Here is an 18,116-nt window from a genome sequence, read left to right on the forward strand (position 1 = left end):
GACTTACTTAGTATCAGCAGTCTTATTCTCTAACAAACGATCAATAATCTTCTTGAAGTGAGCATAAGGATAAGCACCCTTCACAGGAACTCCGCCAACTACAAATCCTGGTGTTCCACTGAAGCCAAGCTTATTTGCACTTTCAATATCAAAAGCAATCTTATCATCAACCTGCTTTGAATTAGCTAGCTTTTTAATTTCTTTAGTATCAAGTCCCATTTTCTTAACGACTTCTAATAAGTACTTCTCTCCTAGTCGAATCTTTGCTTGATTATGAAGGATTGTTTCATGAAACTTAAATGCTTTTTTTCCATGCTTAATACGAATAGCTTCGTAGTACTGTGCTGCTAATCTTGCTTGAGGATGAATTGAATCGATTGGTAAGTGGCGATAAATAAAGGCCACATCTTTACCATATTCATCCATTAACTGTTTAACAGTTTCAAGGGCCCTAAAACAGAATGGACATTGAAAATCAGAATATTCATAGATCTTAACCTTGGCATTTGGATTTCCTATAATAAGATCATCACTATGAGATTGAACCTGAATTGGATTTTTAAAAGCATCTTCTAGAATCTCTTTTTCTTTACGATTACGATCGGCCAATGCCTGTTGTTTCATTTCAGATGCCATTTGTTGTAATGTTTCCATAAAAACCTGAGGGTTTTTCTTCATAACATCTGTAAGAATTGTCGGATCGTCATCTAGTGCCTTTCTAATATCTTGCGCGGAGTTCTTATTTGAGCAAGATGCTAAGAACAAGGCAACCAGCACAAGTAGAATTGAAAAGTTAAATGTTTTGTTAGAACTAAGCATTATTTCTCCTAAGTTGTTAACAACCTATCGTACAATTATGCACTAGCTTTATCGAAGCTACGTTAGAGTTATGTCAATTCTTTGAAAAGTTGTGAATACTAAAGGGGGAAGGACTCCCCCTTTCAATTATTTATTGAGCATGTTGCGGTCGAAGCTTATAACCGATACCTCGAACTGTTTCAATTAAGTTTTCATTAAACTTCTGACGAAGCTGAAGAACGTGTGTATCCACAGTACGTGTTGAAGGATAACACTCATAACCCCAAACCTTATTTAAAATCTCGTCTCTTGAAAGAGCGCGATTTGGATTTTCGACAAGTAGCTTTAAAAAATCAAACTCCATCTTAGTTAACTCAACGAGACCACCATCCCAAGTTACTTCACGAGTATCATTATCGATCTTAAGTTTACCTAAGGTTAGAATTCCTTTTGTATCAACGGCGTTATTGCCATTATTATTCCCACCTTGTTCACCAATTCTTAACTGAACACGAATACGAGCAAGAAGTTCTCTTGTCTCAAAAGGCTTTGTCATATAATCATTTGCCCCTGACTCAAGGCCAACAACTTTATCGATAAGATCAGTTTTTGCCGTAAGGATAATCATTGGCGTCGTGTTTCCATTTGAGCGTAACTCTTTTAGAAAATCAATTCCTTGGCCATCAGGTAACATCCAATCCTGAATGATAAGATCGACATCTTTAAGATCAACCTTTCTTGCATCCTCTAAGGTCTGCGCCCAAATGGCATCAAAGCCTTCCATCTTTAGGAAGTCCATAATCCCTTTGCCTAAAGAAACATCATCTTCTACTAGTAATAATTTATCCATTTGGCTTTTTCCTCTTAGGTAGCGTAATAATAAATCTCGTTGGCTTTTTTACCAACTCAATTTTACCGCCCCATTCATCTACGATATTTTTAATAATATTTAATCCTAAACCTGTTCCAGAACTTTTTGATCCTTTTACAAATTCACTTGTTAAGGTCTCTAGATCCTTATTCAACTCTCCGCCATCACCAACTTCAATGACAAAGTTTTTATCTTTCTCAAATACATTAATATAATGTTTTTCTTCACCGTGGATAAATGAGTTCTCCACTAAGTTTTTTATTAAAATTTGAAACCAATAAAAATCCACAAAGACAGGGCCTTTAAGATCGATATTGATATCAATTTCCTTTAGGTAAGTATCCTTAATAGGAATTATTGTATCATAAATTAAGTCCTCAGGATTTTCGAGTTCTTGATATGTAAACGAGAGCATTCCTCTTGCATTTGCCCCCTGTAAGTAATGTTTCGACTTCTCAGTTAACCTCTGAAGGCGATAAACTTCACCGGAGATTCTTAATAAGTCCTCTTGCTGCTCTTCAGGAAATTTATCAATATCACGATTGAGCTTATCAATAATTAGAAGAAGAGATGCCACTGGCGTTCTAAACTCATGTGTTAAAACTTGCAAGGCCATTTTCTTACGATTCTCTTCTACTTTGTCCCACTTAATCTTGCTAAAGAGTAGCCATAAGATAATGAAGAATATGACGAGGATTCCAATGAAGGAAGTTAAGGTTGAAGTTGAAACAGTTTGCAATAAATGCTTCGTACTTTGACGCCAACAAATTGGCCCTTCAGTATAGACACACCATTTACCAGGTCTTGCTCGAGAGATTTGATATGGGGTCGATTCTAAATAGCGTTCAATAGAGTCCATTGTGTAAAAACGATACTCAAGAACATTGTATTGACGTGGGTATTTTATTCGAGAAAGTAGATAATTCTTTGCTAAGATCCTAGCTTCCTCATTGATGATATCTCTTAGAGTGTCCTCAGATAAAGAAGCAAGTAGTCCATAAATTCCACCAAGTGGCCCAATCTCACGTTGTAATTGAGAAAGTTCAGAAACGTGGAAGAAAGATAGTCTTCTTCTAACCCAAGATGTGTTTTCTGCTTGTCCTGTTGCTAATTGATATTGAAATAATAAATATGCATAACTAACACCAGAGTCATGTAGAAATGGCGGGGTCTTAACAAACCATCTTGGAATACTTCTAATACGGCCACATCTAATAAGTTCCCACATCCCCTTCTTACGACTTGCTGTTAATTGGGACTGAAGAACCTCAATATTTGAGCATCCTTTTGAACTTGATAAAAGGTCAGAATCAAATTCTTCAATTGCCATTGATGGATTCAATAATTGGAATTGTTCATCAGAATAATATAGAGACGAGAAGTTCACTATTGCATAAGGCGTGATCTGACTTTTCATCTGCTCTTTAATATCGTTTATCTCTTCAATTTGATATTGGCTGGCAAAACGAGGTGCAAAAGTCTTTAAAACAAAACTTCCAGAGAAAAAGGCCACAATTAGGGCCGTGAATATGAGTACAATATATGGTTTCATTAAATCTTTAAAATCCCAGCATTTACATTAGAGGTTGTATCGCTCATAATTGTCCTAGATTAGTCAGAAATTTGTCAATTCTGCCATAACACAAAGCAAAAGGAAATCTCATGCTCATTCTTGGTGTCGACTTAGAAGGAATCAACGAAAATCTTACACAGAAAGGCGTAAACCTCAATGTCGATAGAGTTACTGAAATTGGTGCAGTCCTATGGGATACACGAATCAACTCTCCAGTGAGAATCTTCTCAGAGCTTATTGACGAAAAAGATCGTCTTAAACTTACTCAAGAAGTTATCGAATTAACAGGAATTGATGAGCAATTATTAAAAGACTGGGGACGTCGAGGTGACGAAATTAAGATGGCCCTTGAAAGATTAGCTCTATTAATTAAAAAAGCAGACTATCTTATGGCGCACAACGGTGCAAAATATGACAAGCCAATGTTAACGGCCATGTTTGAAAGATACGAAGTAGATATGCCAAATAAGATTTGGATTGATACCCAAGAAGATATCGAATACCCAAGTAAAATCAGACATAAGTCCATGGCAATGCTTGAGCACTCTCACGGCTTTATTAATCCATTTCCACACCGTGCGGTTACAGATGTTCTAGCAATGCTTAAAATTGCTTCTCACTATGATTATGCAAGAATGACAAAGCTTGCAAGTGCACCAAAAGTTCGCATCGTAGCAGAGCTGAAGGCACCAAATTGGAAGAATAAGCAAGAAGTTGAAAAGTTTAATACTATCAAGCACAAAGTTGCACGTGCTCGCTTTCAATGGGATCCAAATGTAAAAGAATGGTCTAAGATTGTTTCTCAAGTTCATATTGATGAAGGTAAGCTCATGTATGACTTTGACTGGAGACTCTCATAAGATATTCTGATCGAGCGCTACCTGTATATAAGTTTCGCCCAGGAAAGAACCCTCACCCACTCAAAAAAGATGGGCATATGGAATTTACAGGTGAACCAGAAACAAATGCTCTAAAAAGTAGTGCAGACTTTAGAAATAACTCAGATTATCTATACGCTATTGACCTGATTAATCACGGTTACTACTGGGAATGTCACGCGTATCTTGAATCACTTTGGAATGAACATAACCGAACTGATGATTATGCCATCCTCTTTAAGGCCATCATTAAAATTGCGGCAGGCTTACTTAAAAGAGATATGGGCCAAGAAAGCGCTTGCGCCACTCACCTTGAGCGCTGCCTTGAATTATTAGACCAATTAAATTACGAAGAATTTTGCGGCATCAAACTTATGGAATTAAAAGTTCTGGTTTCTCATATGCTCAGCAAACCGCTGGAAAGCAGACCAGATCTCATCATCAAACTTAGGCTTTAGCTGCTTTTTATCAAGAGCTTTTCTCATACAATAGAGCCATTCATCACGCTCAGCAAAACCAATCTTGAATGGGAAATGACGTTTTCTCATACGAGGATGGCCATATTTTTCAATATAAAGACTTGGGCCCCCAAGCCATCCCGATAGGAACATAAATAATTTCTTATTTGCACCATCAAGGGAAGTGGCGTGAAGCCCACGACACTTTGATGCTTTTGGGTCAGTATCCATGATTTCGTAGAAATCATCCACAAGCTCTTGGACACCAACTGCGCCACCTAGTTTTTCATAAGGAGTCATTTTAAATTTACGAATGAGAAATTCTGGTAGTTTAATTTTCATAATAAAAAAGGGAGTCAATTGACTCCCTCTTATATATCACTATTATTCAGATATTTGAATTAATTTTGGATATTGTTAAGTAGACGGTATGCTTCGATACGTCCCGACTTAGCTTTTGTAATAAGAGTAGCATTTGGAACTGCTGTCTTATAAATTCTTTCCTTGATCTCAGAAAATGAAAGTTGATCTTCTTTTGATAATAGAAGTCCAAGAACACCTGAAACCATTGGTGTTGCCATTGAAGTTCCTGACATTTTCTTATAACGCTCACCTGGAACTGTTGAAAGAATATTAGAACCTGGAGCAAATACGTGAACTGTTTCTTGTCCGTAGTTAGAAAATGATGAACGATTACCTTTACCGTCCATTGCACCTACTGAAATTACATTTTCAACTTCATAATTTGCTGGGTACGTTGATCTAACATCATTATCTGAACGAGAGTTTCCTGCAGCAGCAACAAATAGAACACCTTTATCACGTGCATTCTCAATTGACTCTTTTAATGCTTCTGAATATTCTCCTCCACCCCAAGAGTTAGAAAGAATTTTTGCACCATTAGCAACGGCATAATCAATTGAAGAAATTGCATCAATTGTTTCACCTGAACCACTATCACTTAGGAATTTAATCGACATAATCTTAACATTTGCCATTACTCCCATGATCCCAGTTCCATTATGACGAGCACCAATTACACCAGCACAGTGAGTACCGTGAGAGTGACCATCCATTGGATCTGCATCTTTATTAGCAAAATCATATCCGTAAACGTCATCAACAAATCCGTTTCCATCATCATCAATTCCATTACCTGCAATCTCGCCTTCATTCTTCCAAGTATTGGCCTTTAAATCAGAGTGAGTGTAATCAACACCTGTATCAATTACCGCTACTACTAAATCACGATTTCCAGTTTCAACATTCCATGCTTGAGTAGCATTAATATCTTCTCCAGCTTTACCTCTTGAAAACCAACCACCACTATTGCGGCCATCATTTAGTAATCCCCATTGCTTAGAGAATTGCTCATCACGATTCTCTGTTAGAGCAGATTCTACTGATTGAGGAGCACTAAAATCATTTAAGTTAATGATCCAGTTCTTTTCAACGTACTCTACTGCAGGATCAGCAACTAACCCTTCAAATTTTTCTTTAACAACAGCAAATGTACCAAAGCTAAGCTTTCTCATTTGAGCGTCAGCATACGTTGTATTAACAAATGATTCGTATCCTGGCTTAAGTTTTACAATGTAACCGTTGAAGTCTTGAGCTGATGCGCTCAGTGCACAAGTTAGTCCAAGTGCTAGAAATAGTTTTTTCATGTTTTTATCCTTATGTTCTTCCGTGACCAAAAGTTTTTCAATTCTAAAACTATTTCAAATTAATTTTCTTAAGACAAGTTCACTTTACAAGGTGTAAGAAGTTGTTACGATACCCGACTTTACATGTCGGATGATTAAAACTTTGAATAGCTTAGACAATTGGGTATGATAATTGCGTTTAGCTAAGGATCACAAATGACGGATATGCCAAATAATAACGAAACAAGAAAAAAAGAGAACCCATTCATTAATCTAATATGTAATGTGGTTATTCCTTCAGTAATTTTAACGAAATTTTCATCTGAAGAATATTTAGGACAAGTTAATGCCTTAATCATAGCATTGGCCTTTCCCCTTATCTATGGAGCATGGGACTTTATTTCTCAAAGAAAGTTTAACTGGATTGCGGCCATTGGTCTTATCAGTGTTTTACTTACTGGTGGAATTGGACTTTTCCAACTTAATAAGACCTGGATGATTGTAAAAGAAACTGCCCTTCCTCTAGTTATTGGTTTATTTGTTCTAGCTTCACAATTTACTAAGAAGCCACTTGTTAAGACTTTAATAGAGCAAATTTTTGATTTAGAAAAAATCCATCAAGCAATGGAAGAGAAGAATATAAAAGACGACTTTGATCAAAAAATCTATATTGCTGGATTTTACTTCTCTTGCACATTCTTTCTGTCTGCAGTTTTAAATTATGTACTTGCTGTAATCGTATTGAAAGGTTCTCCAGGAAGCGTTGAATTTAACGAGAGTCTAGGTAGAATGACGGCCCTAAGCTTCCCAGTAATTTCAATTCCAACAGTTATTGCCACTGGTTTTATTATTTTTGGACTTGTTAATTATATAAAGAAGCAAACTGACCTGCCTCTAGAGGCCATGGTTAAACAACAATAACCCAAACGAAAACGAGAGGGATAGATGCAACAAAATCAATTAGGTAATTCACAAATAAAAGTAAGTAAGATCTGTCTAGGGACAATGACATGGGGTGAACAAAACACACAAGAAGAGGCCCATGAGCAATTAGATATGGCCCTCGAATACGGTGTCAACTTCATCGATACAGCAGAGATGTATCCTGTCCCAGGACGAAAAGAGACATATACTAAAACAGAACAATATATTGGTACTTGGGATAAGATGCAAACGAAGAGAGACCAATTTGTTCTCGCTTCTAAAGTTGCAGGCCCGGGGAGCATGGATAGCTACATAAGAGAAAGTGAGATTAGAAAAACTCCTTTTTCAAAGTCCGATATCAAAACAGCTTGTGAAGCTTCATTAAAAAGACTTAAAACAGATTATTTAGATCTCTACCAAATTCACTGGCCAGCACGAGTAACTAACTTCTTCGGCCGTCTAAATTACGAGCACTTCACACCAGAAATAGAAGTATCATTTCGTGAACGAGTAGAAGCGATTGGTGAATTGATAAAAGAAGGAAAAATCCGTACTTGGGGACTTTCAAATGAAACACCTTGGGGTGTGATGCAATACCTTAACGCTGCAAAAGAATGTGGTGTCGATGCACCCGTTTCTATCCAAAATCCATACTCTCTACTAAATCGCTCTTTTGAAGTTGGCCTTTCAGAAATGGCCATCAGAGAAAAAGTTGGGCTTTTGGCCTACTCACCACTTGCCTTTGGAGCCTTAAGTGGAAAGTACCTTGGAGGTGCTAAGCCAGAAGGTGCAAGATTAACGATCTTTGGTGAATACTTCACACGCTATTCATCTGAGCATGCAGCAAATGCAATTAGAGAATATGCAACACTAGCAAATGATGTTGGACTAACACCGGCCACTCTAGCACAGGCCTTTGTTAATGACAGAGAATTTACAACATCAAATATTATCGGTGCTACAAATCTTGAGCAATTAAGAGAGAATCTAGCAAGTAGTGAGATCACACTAGATACTGAGACTCTCCAAAGAATTGAAGATATTCATAAGATCTTCACGATTCCTTGCCCTTAATTGGAATTTCTTGCCTAGTCCTCCACTAAGTTTTTGATTTTACATATTTTGTTAAAATCTATTTATGAACGGATGTGGAGGAACTCATGTTTAATCGAATTAGAAAGACCAATAATGAATTCGATCAGGGTAAAAAAGAGTTAGCGAAAGTGTTTTTTGAACTTGAAGAGTTTGAAGATGCACCTTTAAAAATGGCCCTTTCAACTTATGAGTCTCTACGTGAAAGCACAAAATCGAGTGAAGACTTCTTCTACTATTTAATTGAAGACTCTATCTTCACATCACTATATGCAACATTTTATGAAAAAATTTTTCAGGCCATCGCCTCTCATCCAGAGCGCGCACTTGATTTAATTGATAGCTTTAGTGCTGATGTTGATGAAAGAGAGCAAATTATCGCAACTCAAACACAGCATCATTTAAACTTTGTTGAAAATTATGGAATGTGTAATGGCTGTTCATCTTGTGAATTCCACCAGGATGTTGCCGAACTCATCTCTTATTATCAACGTGGTGATATTAATTTCTTCACAGAGTTATTCCTAGGTATGCAAACAATGCAATTTGCCATGGAGTACTTCCTCTACGACTACATTCCTAGTAATCCTGCCTACGCTAAATTATGTGGACCTGAATATATCCAATACTGGCGTGAATTGATCTACAATTATTGCAAAGTTAAGGCCCGTGAACTTTAAAGATAAACTTACAAGTTCTATCTTTAAGCTTTACTAAATTGCATAAATTAAAACTCCTTAATATCATTAATAGGATTATAAAAAGGAGTTTATAATGAAAGTAATCATAAGTTTACTACTGCTTCTGCCTGCCTTTGGTGCTGGGCTTAAAATTGGAAATGACCTAACGTCAAACCCTGTTGAGGGAACAATCCGTCTTACATGCTCTGATCGTAATGGAAGAGACTTTCGCTTTGTCGATTGCCGCGCAAACTTCTTAAGTCCATCAGAATTCTCAAAATTCGTTCTTGGTGAAGGTGAAAGAGTTGATGCTGATGAAGTAACTCTTTACTACAAAGACCACAAGGGTCGCACGAAATCAAAATCATCACGCTTTGACTCTGAAAAAGGTGAAAGTAAGAATAGATTTAACCTTTGGATACATACACTTTTTCAAAGACCTCTCCTAAATTATTACGGAGAAAATGAAGTTGAGTATAAGCTTGAAAAAGATGGACGCGAAGTTGCAACAGGAAAGTTTGTCGTTAATGTTGAAAAACAAGAAACGAAATACTGCCCTCAAGCAAGTTACTGGTCAAGCAACCTAGATGACTGCCGCTTCCCTTCTAACTACTGTAGTCGATATTTCCGCGATTATAATTATTGCCAATAATAAAAAAGCCTCCATTTTGGAGGCTTTCTTTTTTCTATCAATTAGATACTTTTTTAAACACGGTATAGAGCTGATGCCCAAGTAAAGCCTGCACCAAATGCAGCAGAGGCCACAAGCATACCAGGCTTTAAAACACCCTCTTTCATGGCATCATGCATTCCAAGTGGAATTGTTGCCGCTGTGGTATTTCCATATTTTTGAATTGTATTGAATACTTTTTCTTCTGGGATTCCCATCATTTCAGCAACCTTAGAATTAATTCTTAGGTTTGCTTGGTGAAATAAGAAAACATCCACATCATCAATTGTAAGATTATTCTTTTCAAGTAGAGCACCAAGACTTTCTGCCATTCTCTTCGTTGCGTGAACAAAAACAGTGCGCCCATTCATTTGTGGGTAATGTAATTTTTCGTCAAGCATTTCTTGAGACATTCTTTCAGATGAATCAAATCCTGTTCCCGGAGCTGGAATCCATAATTCCTTAGCATACTTTCCATCACTATTAAGACTTGCATCGATGAAACATGGCTCTGATTTTTTATCGTTAACTTCAGCTGCACTCATAACAATTGCACCGGCTCCATCACCAAACAGAACAGCAACATTTCTTCCATCAGGCGTTTGATCTAAGCCTTTTGAATGAACTTCTGCTCCAACAACAAGGATATTTTTATTTGTACCTGTGGAAATAAATTTATCTGCAACAGACATTGCATAAAGAAAGCCAGAACATTGTTGTCTTAAGTCTAGACAAGGAATTTCACTCATTCCAAGTTTTGCCTGAAGAAAACAACCTGTTCCAGGAAAGTCAAAGTCAGGAGAAAGAGTTGCAAAAACAATCATATCTATATCTTCTTTATTAAGCCCAGCATTTGAAATTGCTTCTTCACTTGCTTTTACGGCCAAATCAGATGTTGATGTTTTAGAATCAACCCAATGACGTTGCTCAATTCCCGTTCTTTGAACGATCCACTCATCAGAAGTGTTCATCATTTCTTCGATATCAGTATTCTTATAAACTTTTGGTGGTACGTAAGAGCCCACACCAATAATTTTACTTGCCAATACACCCATAGTATTTCCTTTTCATAAATCTTCTTACATTTGAATTGGTGAATGATATTTTACAAATTTAACACAATATTCTTAGATGCGATAGATAGCTACCTTACAATTTTATCTTTATTAATTTGCCCCGACATAACTTTTATGCTCGAGTATTTCCCCTCTTTTTTTATTGGCCATCATATTTTTTCTTGTTAACATATTTATATTCCAAGGAAGGAATTAAAATGACTAAGCTTAGTCACCTTTTGGTGCTTTTATCCATTCAAATAAGTTTCAGTGTTCACGCAAATGTTCACTTTAATCTTACCTCAACCCCTCTCAGTAAAATAAATTACTATCCTGAGAATATTGAAAAGTATCTAAATAAAACTCATTCAAAAAACAATTCAAAACAAAATCTCAAGCAAGCCTTGCGCAATATTATTGTCTCAGGACATATAAGAAAGGCCGGGCAAAAAGATATCTTAACAAGTTCATGTAAAGGTCTAAAAAATTGCTACGAGCAAAAAGCTCCTGATAGTTACAAGCAAGCAAGAAAGTATCTATTTGGAGATATTTATCTGAGACAAAGCCGCGGTCAGTACTTTGTTAAAGATGTTTATTGTAACCAAGAAATTGGTGAAAACGATGGTATCGGGCCAATGCAAATTCCAAATCACCGAGTCATGAATTGTGAACATAGCTGGCCTCAATCTAAATTTAACCCTAACGAAAGTCGCAACACACAGAAGAATGACCTACACCACCTCTTTCCAGTAAACTCTCGAGCGAATTCATCAAGAAGCAATCATCCTTTTGGCGAAGTAACTGGGCGAGCTGTAAACTCTAATTGCACATCTTCTTCAATAGGAGAAGTTAATTACGAGGATCAACTAACCACATCTTTTGAACCGCCACTAGAGATAAGAGGAAATATTGCTCGCGCTCTATTCTACTTCTCTACTCGCTACAACTTAGCAATTGATGAGGCCCAAGAGTACTACTTAAGAAGATGGCACCGTGAAGATCCAGTTGATGATTTTGAAGTGCAAATTAATAATCGAATTTATGAAATTCAAAATAGTCGTAACCCATTTATTGACGACGAAGAATTAGTCAATGCTATTAAAGATTTTTAAATACTCAATTTTTATAATGGCCATTATTTCTTGTGCCACTCCTACTAAAGAAAAAACTAAGCCTCTCACTCGTCGAGAGCGTCAACTTCTATATTACCAACGTCTAAGAGCTGCCCAGTGGCAGGAGATAACAAAGAAGAAAAAGTCGACTCCTTCATATCACAGAGATAAGAAAATATCGGTTCAGCCTAAACGCCAAAAAAGAAAGAAAAAAAAGAAGCCACAAATTATCCCAGTTGATCCACATGGACAAAGAATTGAAATAGAGCAATTACTAACATTCCATTGTATAAAACAACGTATGGATAATTGCGATGAATTATCGACTCGTATTTTTGATAAGTGTCTCCAAGAATATAATCCCGGAGACAGACGACTGACTGACTGTATAAAAAAATCTCTAAGATAGAAGTTTAATTAGCTGCTTTCTTTTCTTTTTCAACAGTTGAATCTTCAATCTTCTTAGCGTGCTTTTCATGCTTTTGAGTTTCTTGATCTTGTTTCTCTTGGGCCTTTTGTTTTGCCTTTTCAATACGTTTAAAAGACAAATCTGCAACATTATCTAATTTTCCAGAATCGGCCCCAACTGCTTTCCCAGCTCTTCTCCATTGATTAACTCTTGTTCTTCCTCTTCACCTTTCTTCTTTGCATCAGGACGCTTCCTAAATCGCCAGTAAGCTTGAATGAGATTCTTACACTCCTTCTCTTCAAGCTTGAGTCTTTCCTTCAGGTTCATAAATTTCTCCTTGGTCACATTTTGGGAAATATATTCTATTTGGCCACAGTAGTGCATCAATAGCAACTTAAGAGAGTTATAGATTTCCAAAGTGCACAAAATTTAGTTTTTCTAAACTATTAATTAAGTTTTAAGAAGTTAGATACTACTTATTGAGTTAAGTACCGCAAAGGGGTATAATTTAATAAATGAAAAGCTTAGTGATAAACACGACATTAAAGGCTTCAGTGGATGAAATTCTGAGCAATTTCAATGCAAAAACAATGCAAGAAGCAACGCCCCCCTTCATCAATCTTGAAGTTACGCGCTTTGATGGAGTTGAATATGCTAATCAGACACATATGATTACTTCTATCCTTGGTCACTACCAGTCTTGGATAATTGAAGTGATGCAAACAAAGAGAACCGACAAAGGTATAATCATTCGAACAGAGGCAACAGAGTGCCCATTCCCGTTTAACCTTTGGATTCACACTTATCATATTCGTATGCTTGAAAATGGCATGACTAAAATAACAGATAATATAAAGTATAAAACAGAAAACTTCCTCTTTGATCTTTTAATCTACCCTATCGTCTACTTCATTATGTACTACCGTAAGCCAATTCTAATGGATAAGTACAATAAAGAAGTCAATATATAGACTCTTATGAATAAAGAAAAACGCGCTCATTGTGATAAATGTCACAGGCCTTTGAAGTCTTGTCTATGCGCACATGTAAAACCAGTAAAAATTCAAACTCCTATTACTATCCTTCAAAGTAAAGATGAGGCAAAGCACCCATTTAACACCGCAAAGTTTGGGCCACTTGCTAGTGATAAGATTAGGATTATAAAAAGTGATGATATTACAGAAGAAATAATAGACGAACTTACCTCAAAAGAATCGTTTCTATTATTTAAGAATGAACACTCAAGGCCTATTTCTAAAAGCGATCTTCCAAAGGGAGAGATGATAGTCTTAGATGGAACATGGAAGAAGGCCAAAGGTGTTTACTTTAAATGGCCTAAGCTAAGTTCGATTCCGTGCTACCACCTTGAAGAAGATCAAAGAACGATCTACTCCTCAATAAGAAAGTCCTGTGGTGAAGAACATTTATCGACTTTAGAGGCCATAGGAATGACTTTAAAAGCACTTGGGGAACTCAATGAAAATTCTTATGAGGAATTAATTTCTCCACTAAAAAAGCTAATTGAACAACAAGAAGCTTTCAAAAAATGATACAATATATTGTATGAAGATGCTTGTCTCTCCTCGCCTTAGTGAACTTGACTCATGCCCTTACTTAGAAGGTCACATGGAACAACATGAATTCTTCTTTGCGGGAGAGCTGGCCTTAGATGAACTTGATTATCTTTTGCAACACGGTTGGAGAAAATTTGGTCAATTCGTCTTTCGCCCCACGTGTCCAAATTGCGCAAAATGTATCCCTCTTAGAGTTGACCTCTCCAGCTTTAAAGCAACTAAGAATCAAAGAAAGTTTCTAAAAAAACATCAACACCTGCAAATTAAGTTTACTCCTCTAATCTTTAGAAAAAGACATTATGAAATATATAGAAAGCACGGTATCGAGAGATTTCAAAATAGTATTGATGCTTCAATTATAGATAATGAGCAATTATTTAAAGAGACTTTTTATCGCTTTACTGGAACCCAATTATTGAGTGAAATTTTTGAGGATGGTAAATTGATAGCTTTTGGTATCTTAGAGCAGTCAGAAAGTGCTCTTAGTAGCGTTTATTTTAGTTATGATCCAGACTACGAGAAAATGAGCTTGGGTCACCTTGGAGCATTAAGTGAGATCTTATATGCAAAAAGTATAGGCCTTGAATATTACTACTTGGGATACTGGGTTGAAGAAAATAAGTACATGAGATATAAATCCCGCTACACCCCTCATCAATTATATGACTGGAAAGAGCAGACTTGGAAATTAGCGGATAATTCTTCGAAAGGTTAAATTTATCCTTGGCCCAACTTTTCTTGCAGTTTTATTTAACTGGTGCTTCCAGTAATGTTGGGTTGCTCCCTTCATAATAAGTAAGCTTCTATCCTCTAACTCGATTTCTACTTTTTCACATGATTTATCAAATCGATGCTTTAAGACAAATTTTCGAGTTTCACCAAAAGAGGCCGAAGCGATGACTGGGTTTCGCCCTAAACTTTCTTCATCATCACTATGCCATGAGGCGTAGTCTCTTCCATCGCGATAGAGATTACAAAGACAGCCATTAAAACTTTCACCTGTTATTGCTTCAATTTCATCTTTAATCGTTTTTAATTCTTTATTCCAATCATTTCGTAAAAGCTTGATTCCTGAGTAACTATATTCCATGTCATTTGAATACCATGCCTGAAGTCTAGGAATATCGTGAGTTTTACCATAAAGCGTAATCTGATCTTGGCGTAGATTTAACGAGTTCTTCAAAGCCTCAAAATCGACTTTAGTGCGTCCAAAGAAATTTGGGTAATAAATGATTTTAGCGTCTTTTAAATTATAGACAACTTCATCACTAGTTTCTTGTGTACTTTCTCCAAAGAGATCAAATTGATTCATGGCCAGATATTAGCATTAAGAGCATAAACTCTTCAAATCACAAGTCTAAAAATGCCAAAAATAGGACACGCTCATAAATAGCGTAATTCCTGCCTAAGTACCTAAAATCTCTATAAATCTTATATAATAGTAAGAGATTAACCAAAGGTTCGCTAAAATTACTATATAAGGTAAGGAGTTTGCTATGCATATGGCACAACGAAATTTCATCATATTCAAAAAAATCTTAATTACTGTGATTTCATGGTCTCTATTACTTACACCAACAGCAAATGCTTTGGCACAGCAAGAGACTACTCCAACACAGCAGGAAACTTCAGCACCTCAAGAAGGTACAGAGACTGAAACTGAAACATCACAACAGTCGACGACGCAAAATAGCACACCACCTTCGAGTATGAATCCTAATTACTGCCATGAAGATGGTAGTGCTAAGGACTGCCCTAGTAAGTATGTTTATAATTGCCATCTAAAGAGTTGTGTAGCGAATGAAGATAACGAAAACTACAACCAAGAGTATATGAAATGCGGTGGTAGTGAGAAGTGTCAGGAAGAACTTAAAGCGGATGCTAAAATGTTCACAGAACATAAGGCCACTGATGCTAGTTCCGTAAAATCCAAAGACGATGTACTTCGTTATCTAAAAGTTGCCGCAAATATTGGATATGGATGTGTACTCCTTGGAGCCGGTGGTTGTGATACAGACTTTGGTCTACAGATAGCAGCAGTTATTATTATGTCATCAGCAGTCATGAGCTTAATGGGAGATACATATAAGGATGACTTTAAGAATGCAAAGAAACGTCTTGAGAACCTAGAGAAAACTGATGAAAAAGGCTGGAACCATAGAATTCAAAGAGAAGCACTAAAAGCTGAAATTGATATGTTAAAGGACATGGAAAAAGCAGCGAAGAAGAAGATGAAGCACCATCAGAGAACATCCACACTAATATCAATTGTTGGGATTTTAGCTGGTATTTGTATCGCTTTAACTTGGACTGGTTGTAGTGTAAGTAATCCATGTTCTGGTTGGGCCTTTGGCCTAAGTGCTGTCGCCTTTGTCTTAGAGATGAAAGCTAATCAAATTGCGAAAAAGGCCATGAAGAGTGCGCAAAGTGCACGTCAAAAAGCGCAGAAGGTTTTAAAGAAATTAGAAAGCCGATATAATAACCAATACAGTGCAGGGAGAACGCAAAAGATTGCAACAAGCTCTGCTGGAACAGTCGGTCAGTCTGACTTCCAAAACGCTTCAGTATCTCAAAATGAAGCTTCTGCAGGAAATGTTCAAGGAGAAGTTATTTCGGAAGTTCCTGAGATGAATATCAACATGGGTACACTTGGAACGAATGGACAGAACTTTCTTAACGAAACAGGTGGAGCAGAGGTAATCGAAGGCTTCAACCGCACAGTTAAAGAAGGTGATACAAAGTATGTTAACGATTCTATCGATAAGAATGCAGCTAAAATTTCAAAAGCAGCAAGAAAGGTATTAGAACTAGTCGCAAAATCAAAGAAGGCCGACGATAAAGCAAAGTCTGCGGCAAATGCATTTCTAAATCCTAATAGTGAAGATAGTCAAAGATTTCTTGCTAATACTTTAGCAGATAATACATCCCCTATTGCCATGGCGCTAAATTACCGTAAAGCAGGTGGTGCAAATGCTAGTAAAGAATTAGAAAATAATACAAAAGTAAAACCAGAAACGGCCGTTGCCTACGATAGCTCGTCAAAAGATTATTTAAAGAAAATCAAGGCCCAACTTGAAGATTATGAATCGCTCCTAGCTGATGATACAGGAATTATGGCCATGAGTAATTTTGGAGACCCAACTGTTGATAGCAATGCTGTTGATCAATTAAACCAAAATAATAAAGACCCAAAAGAGACGATTCATAAAGACTCTGGAGTCTCTCTATGGAAAATTATTTCAAATCGTTATAACGAAATAAAATTGAAGAAAATTCTAGATTAAAAATATTCTAAGCTTCACAGCATGAGTCATTTGACTTTGATGCCTGTGAAGCTTTCTTTGCCTCTAGCTCATCACAAATCTTTTGAAATTCTCGATGAAAGATATGTTTAAACTTCACCATCTCGTAATTAGCTGAAATGCCATGACGCTTTTTAGGATCTTCTTCAGGTACATCTAAGGCCACTGGAGTTGTTTGTGTAAAGAAGTCATCGTTAAGTTTATGAACACCAAGACCAAATGGTAAGAACTTATTTCCAATAGTGAAAACAGGGCGTCCACAACTTAGTGCCTTAAGGGCAAAATGTGGGAACTTCACTTCAGTATCAATGACATAATTAGCACCAGCATAAAGAGGAGCTAGCTCGCCTGAGCACTTATTTCCAAAAAAGAATTGAGGATACTGGCCAAGAAGTTCACCTAAATGATCTTCTTTACCAATGAATTTAAATTTATGATCTTTATAAGTTTCAATAAAAAGGCGTGCTTCTTCAATACTTAGAGGTTCACAATTTATTAAGAAGTAATCCCTTTTAAACATGCCCTCAGGTAATACTTTATAGTCTTTGAGAGATGTTGCCGGTGTTACCTGTTTTGCATTTGGAAATTGAGATAAGATATATTCTTCATTAGTCCAAAGAGTGTCGGCCCTCTTTAAGTACTTCATTTGCTTTGAACGAACAAAGGAGCTAAAAAATCTTTTCAAAAGAGAAAGGTTTTTCTTACCTTGATTAATGTCTTCAATGAGATAAGTAAATAGATGGGTCTTATCACAAACCTTGATTTCTTGTGAAAAACCTCGAGAGAGATTGACAACTAAATCAACACTACAAGGTATAAATAGTCCCTGGGCAGCTCCATGAATAAGATGAGACTTATCAAGTAGTTCATCCCAAGACTTAACCATCTTGCTTAAAAAAGTTGAATGAATTTTACGTTGCTCAACTGGCCCAATGACCTGCCCCTGTCTATGTACAAGTGTATAGAGTTCAACATTTTCACCAATTACACCCATCATTGTTTCAAGACATTCAATATAAAAGTCTCTTTCAACAACAGCATCACAACTTACAACAACTTTTAGCATATATTTCT

Annotated in this window: 22 protein-coding genes; 12 read left to right on the top strand and 10 right to left on the bottom strand. The window is 36.6% G+C overall.

Annotation, left to right across the window (positions count from 1 at the left end):
* Positions 1-3 precede the first annotated feature (3 nt).
* The 3 genes from DAY19_RS13190 to DAY19_RS13200 form a co-directional block, all read right to left on the bottom strand.
* On the bottom strand, positions 4-819 hold the full coding sequence (locus tag DAY19_RS13190) for a DsbA family protein (protein ID WP_115363212.1): 816 nt from the start codon (positions 817-819) through the stop codon (positions 4-6).
* Positions 820-949: 130 nt separating this feature from the next.
* Positions 950-1,648 carry a response regulator transcription factor gene (locus DAY19_RS13195; RefSeq protein ID WP_115363214.1) on the bottom strand — a complete coding sequence of 233 codons (699 nt, stop codon included), beginning with the start codon at positions 1,646-1,648 and terminating at the stop codon, positions 950-952.
* Positions 1,641-3,221: a sensor histidine kinase gene (locus DAY19_RS13200; RefSeq protein ID WP_115363216.1), complete on the bottom strand. Its 1,581-nt coding sequence runs from the start codon at positions 3,219-3,221 to the stop codon at positions 1,641-1,643. Before DAY19_RS13200 ends, DAY19_RS13195 begins: the two co-directional genes overlap by 8 nt.
* A 110-nt stretch (positions 3,222-3,331) precedes the next feature.
* On the opposite strand from DAY19_RS13200, the gene DAY19_RS13205 reads away from it, so the two are divergent.
* Positions 3,332-4,102, top strand: coding sequence for a 3'-5' exonuclease (locus DAY19_RS13205; RefSeq protein ID WP_115363218.1), 771 nt, complete (start codon positions 3,332-3,334; stop codon positions 4,100-4,102).
* 77 nt (positions 4,103-4,179) lie between these two features.
* Entirely contained in the window at positions 4,180-4,578 is a 399-nt protein-coding gene (locus DAY19_RS13210) for a DUF309 domain-containing protein (protein ID WP_115363220.1), read from the top strand.
* On the opposite strand, the gene DAY19_RS13215 is transcribed toward DAY19_RS13210, so the two are convergent.
* Together DAY19_RS13215 and DAY19_RS13220 are read right to left on the bottom strand one after the other, a co-directional pair.
* Entirely contained in the window at positions 4,501-4,920 is a 420-nt protein-coding gene (locus DAY19_RS13215; RefSeq protein ID WP_115363222.1) for a group II truncated hemoglobin, read from the bottom strand. The two genes, DAY19_RS13210 and DAY19_RS13215, sit on opposite strands and share 78 nt — an antisense overlap.
* Before the next feature lie 59 nt (positions 4,921-4,979).
* Positions 4,980-6,245, bottom strand: a complete 1,266-nt coding sequence (locus tag DAY19_RS13220; protein WP_115363224.1) for a S8 family peptidase — start codon at positions 6,243-6,245, stop codon at positions 4,980-4,982.
* Between the two features lie 195 nt (positions 6,246-6,440).
* Between DAY19_RS13220 and DAY19_RS13225 the strand changes: the two genes are divergently transcribed.
* The 4 genes from DAY19_RS13225 to DAY19_RS13240 all read left to right on the top strand — a co-directional run bounded on the left by DAY19_RS13225 (position 6,441) and on the right by DAY19_RS13240 (position 9,572).
* Positions 6,441-7,145: a VC0807 family protein gene (locus tag DAY19_RS13225; RefSeq protein ID WP_115363226.1), complete on the top strand. Its 705-nt coding sequence runs from the start codon at positions 6,441-6,443 to the stop codon at positions 7,143-7,145.
* Positions 7,146-7,169: 24 nt separating this feature from the next.
* A complete protein-coding gene (locus DAY19_RS13230) occupies positions 7,170-8,222 on the top strand; it encodes an aldo/keto reductase (RefSeq protein WP_115363228.1) in 1,053 nt (350 codons plus the stop codon).
* Between the two features lie 86 nt (positions 8,223-8,308).
* Entirely contained in the window at positions 8,309-8,920 is a 612-nt protein-coding gene (locus tag DAY19_RS13235) for a hypothetical protein (RefSeq protein ID WP_115363230.1), read from the top strand.
* A 94-nt stretch (positions 8,921-9,014) separates the two neighbouring features.
* Positions 9,015-9,572: a hypothetical protein gene (locus tag DAY19_RS13240; RefSeq protein WP_115363232.1), complete on the top strand. Its 558-nt coding sequence runs from the start codon at positions 9,015-9,017 to the stop codon at positions 9,570-9,572.
* 53 nt (positions 9,573-9,625) lie between these two features.
* On the opposite strand, the gene DAY19_RS13245 is transcribed toward DAY19_RS13240, so the two are convergent.
* Positions 9,626-10,645 (bottom strand): 3-oxoacyl-ACP synthase III family protein, encoded by a 1,020-nt coding sequence (locus DAY19_RS13245; protein WP_115363234.1) that lies wholly within the window; start codon positions 10,643-10,645, stop codon positions 9,626-9,628.
* Positions 10,646-10,863: 218 nt separating this feature from the next.
* Between DAY19_RS13245 and DAY19_RS13250 the strand changes: the two genes are divergently transcribed.
* Together DAY19_RS13250 and DAY19_RS13255 are read left to right on the top strand one after the other, a co-directional pair.
* On the top strand, positions 10,864-11,757 hold the full coding sequence (locus tag DAY19_RS13250) for an endonuclease I family protein (RefSeq protein WP_115363236.1): 894 nt from the start codon (positions 10,864-10,866) through the stop codon (positions 11,755-11,757).
* 16 nt (positions 11,758-11,773) lie between these two features.
* Positions 11,774-12,166, top strand: coding sequence for a hypothetical protein (locus DAY19_RS13255; protein ID WP_133296973.1), 393 nt, complete (start codon positions 11,774-11,776; stop codon positions 12,164-12,166).
* 4 nt (positions 12,167-12,170) lie between these two features.
* On the opposite strand, the gene DAY19_RS15460 is transcribed toward DAY19_RS13255, so the two are convergent.
* Together DAY19_RS15460 and DAY19_RS15270 are read right to left on the bottom strand one after the other, a co-directional pair.
* The gene (locus tag DAY19_RS15460) at positions 12,171-12,305 is read right to left on the bottom strand and encodes a hypothetical protein (RefSeq protein WP_255509263.1); all 135 of its coding nucleotides are present in this window, start codon (positions 12,303-12,305) and stop codon (positions 12,171-12,173) included.
* A 14-nt stretch (positions 12,306-12,319) separates the two neighbouring features.
* Positions 12,320-12,493 carry a hypothetical protein gene (locus DAY19_RS15270; protein ID WP_158536910.1) on the bottom strand — a complete coding sequence of 58 codons (174 nt, stop codon included), beginning with the start codon at positions 12,491-12,493 and terminating at the stop codon, positions 12,320-12,322.
* 188 nt (positions 12,494-12,681) lie between these two features.
* Between DAY19_RS15270 and DAY19_RS13260 the strand changes: the two genes are divergently transcribed.
* The 3 genes from DAY19_RS13260 to DAY19_RS13270 are packed head-to-tail and all read left to right on the top strand — an operon-like array spanning position 12,682 to position 14,455.
* Positions 12,682-13,137, top strand: a complete 456-nt coding sequence (locus tag DAY19_RS13260) for an SRPBCC family protein (RefSeq protein WP_115363240.1) — start codon at positions 12,682-12,684, stop codon at positions 13,135-13,137.
* A gap of 6 nt (positions 13,138-13,143) precedes the next feature.
* The gene (locus DAY19_RS13265) at positions 13,144-13,716 is read left to right on the top strand and encodes a DTW domain-containing protein (protein ID WP_115363242.1); all 573 of its coding nucleotides are present in this window, start codon (positions 13,144-13,146) and stop codon (positions 13,714-13,716) included.
* Between the two features lie 13 nt (positions 13,717-13,729).
* Complete coding sequence (locus tag DAY19_RS13270; RefSeq protein WP_133296974.1) at positions 13,730-14,455, top strand: arginyltransferase; 726 nt, start codon at positions 13,730-13,732, stop codon at positions 14,453-14,455.
* Here the strand turns inward: DAY19_RS13270 and DAY19_RS13275 are convergent.
* Positions 14,429-15,052 (bottom strand): alpha-ketoglutarate-dependent dioxygenase AlkB family protein, encoded by a 624-nt coding sequence (locus DAY19_RS13275; protein ID WP_115363246.1) that lies wholly within the window; start codon positions 15,050-15,052, stop codon positions 14,429-14,431. The genes DAY19_RS13270 and DAY19_RS13275 overlap by 27 nt on opposite strands.
* A 184-nt stretch (positions 15,053-15,236) precedes the next feature.
* On the opposite strand from DAY19_RS13275, the gene DAY19_RS13280 reads away from it, so the two are divergent.
* Positions 15,237-17,024, top strand: coding sequence for a hypothetical protein (locus DAY19_RS13280; protein ID WP_115363248.1), 1,788 nt, complete (start codon positions 15,237-15,239; stop codon positions 17,022-17,024).
* 7 nt (positions 17,025-17,031) lie between these two features.
* Here DAY19_RS13280 and DAY19_RS13285 read toward each other — a convergent pair whose 3' ends face one another.
* On the bottom strand, positions 17,032-18,108 hold the full coding sequence (locus DAY19_RS13285; protein WP_115363250.1) for a hypothetical protein: 1,077 nt from the start codon (positions 18,106-18,108) through the stop codon (positions 17,032-17,034).
* Between the last annotated feature and the right edge of the window lie 8 nt (positions 18,109-18,116).

Source organism: Halobacteriovorax vibrionivorans (assembly GCF_003346865.1).
In the GTDB taxonomy this organism is placed as follows: Bacteria; Bdellovibrionota; Bacteriovoracia; order Bacteriovoracales; family Bacteriovoracaceae; genus Halobacteriovorax_A; species Halobacteriovorax_A vibrionivorans.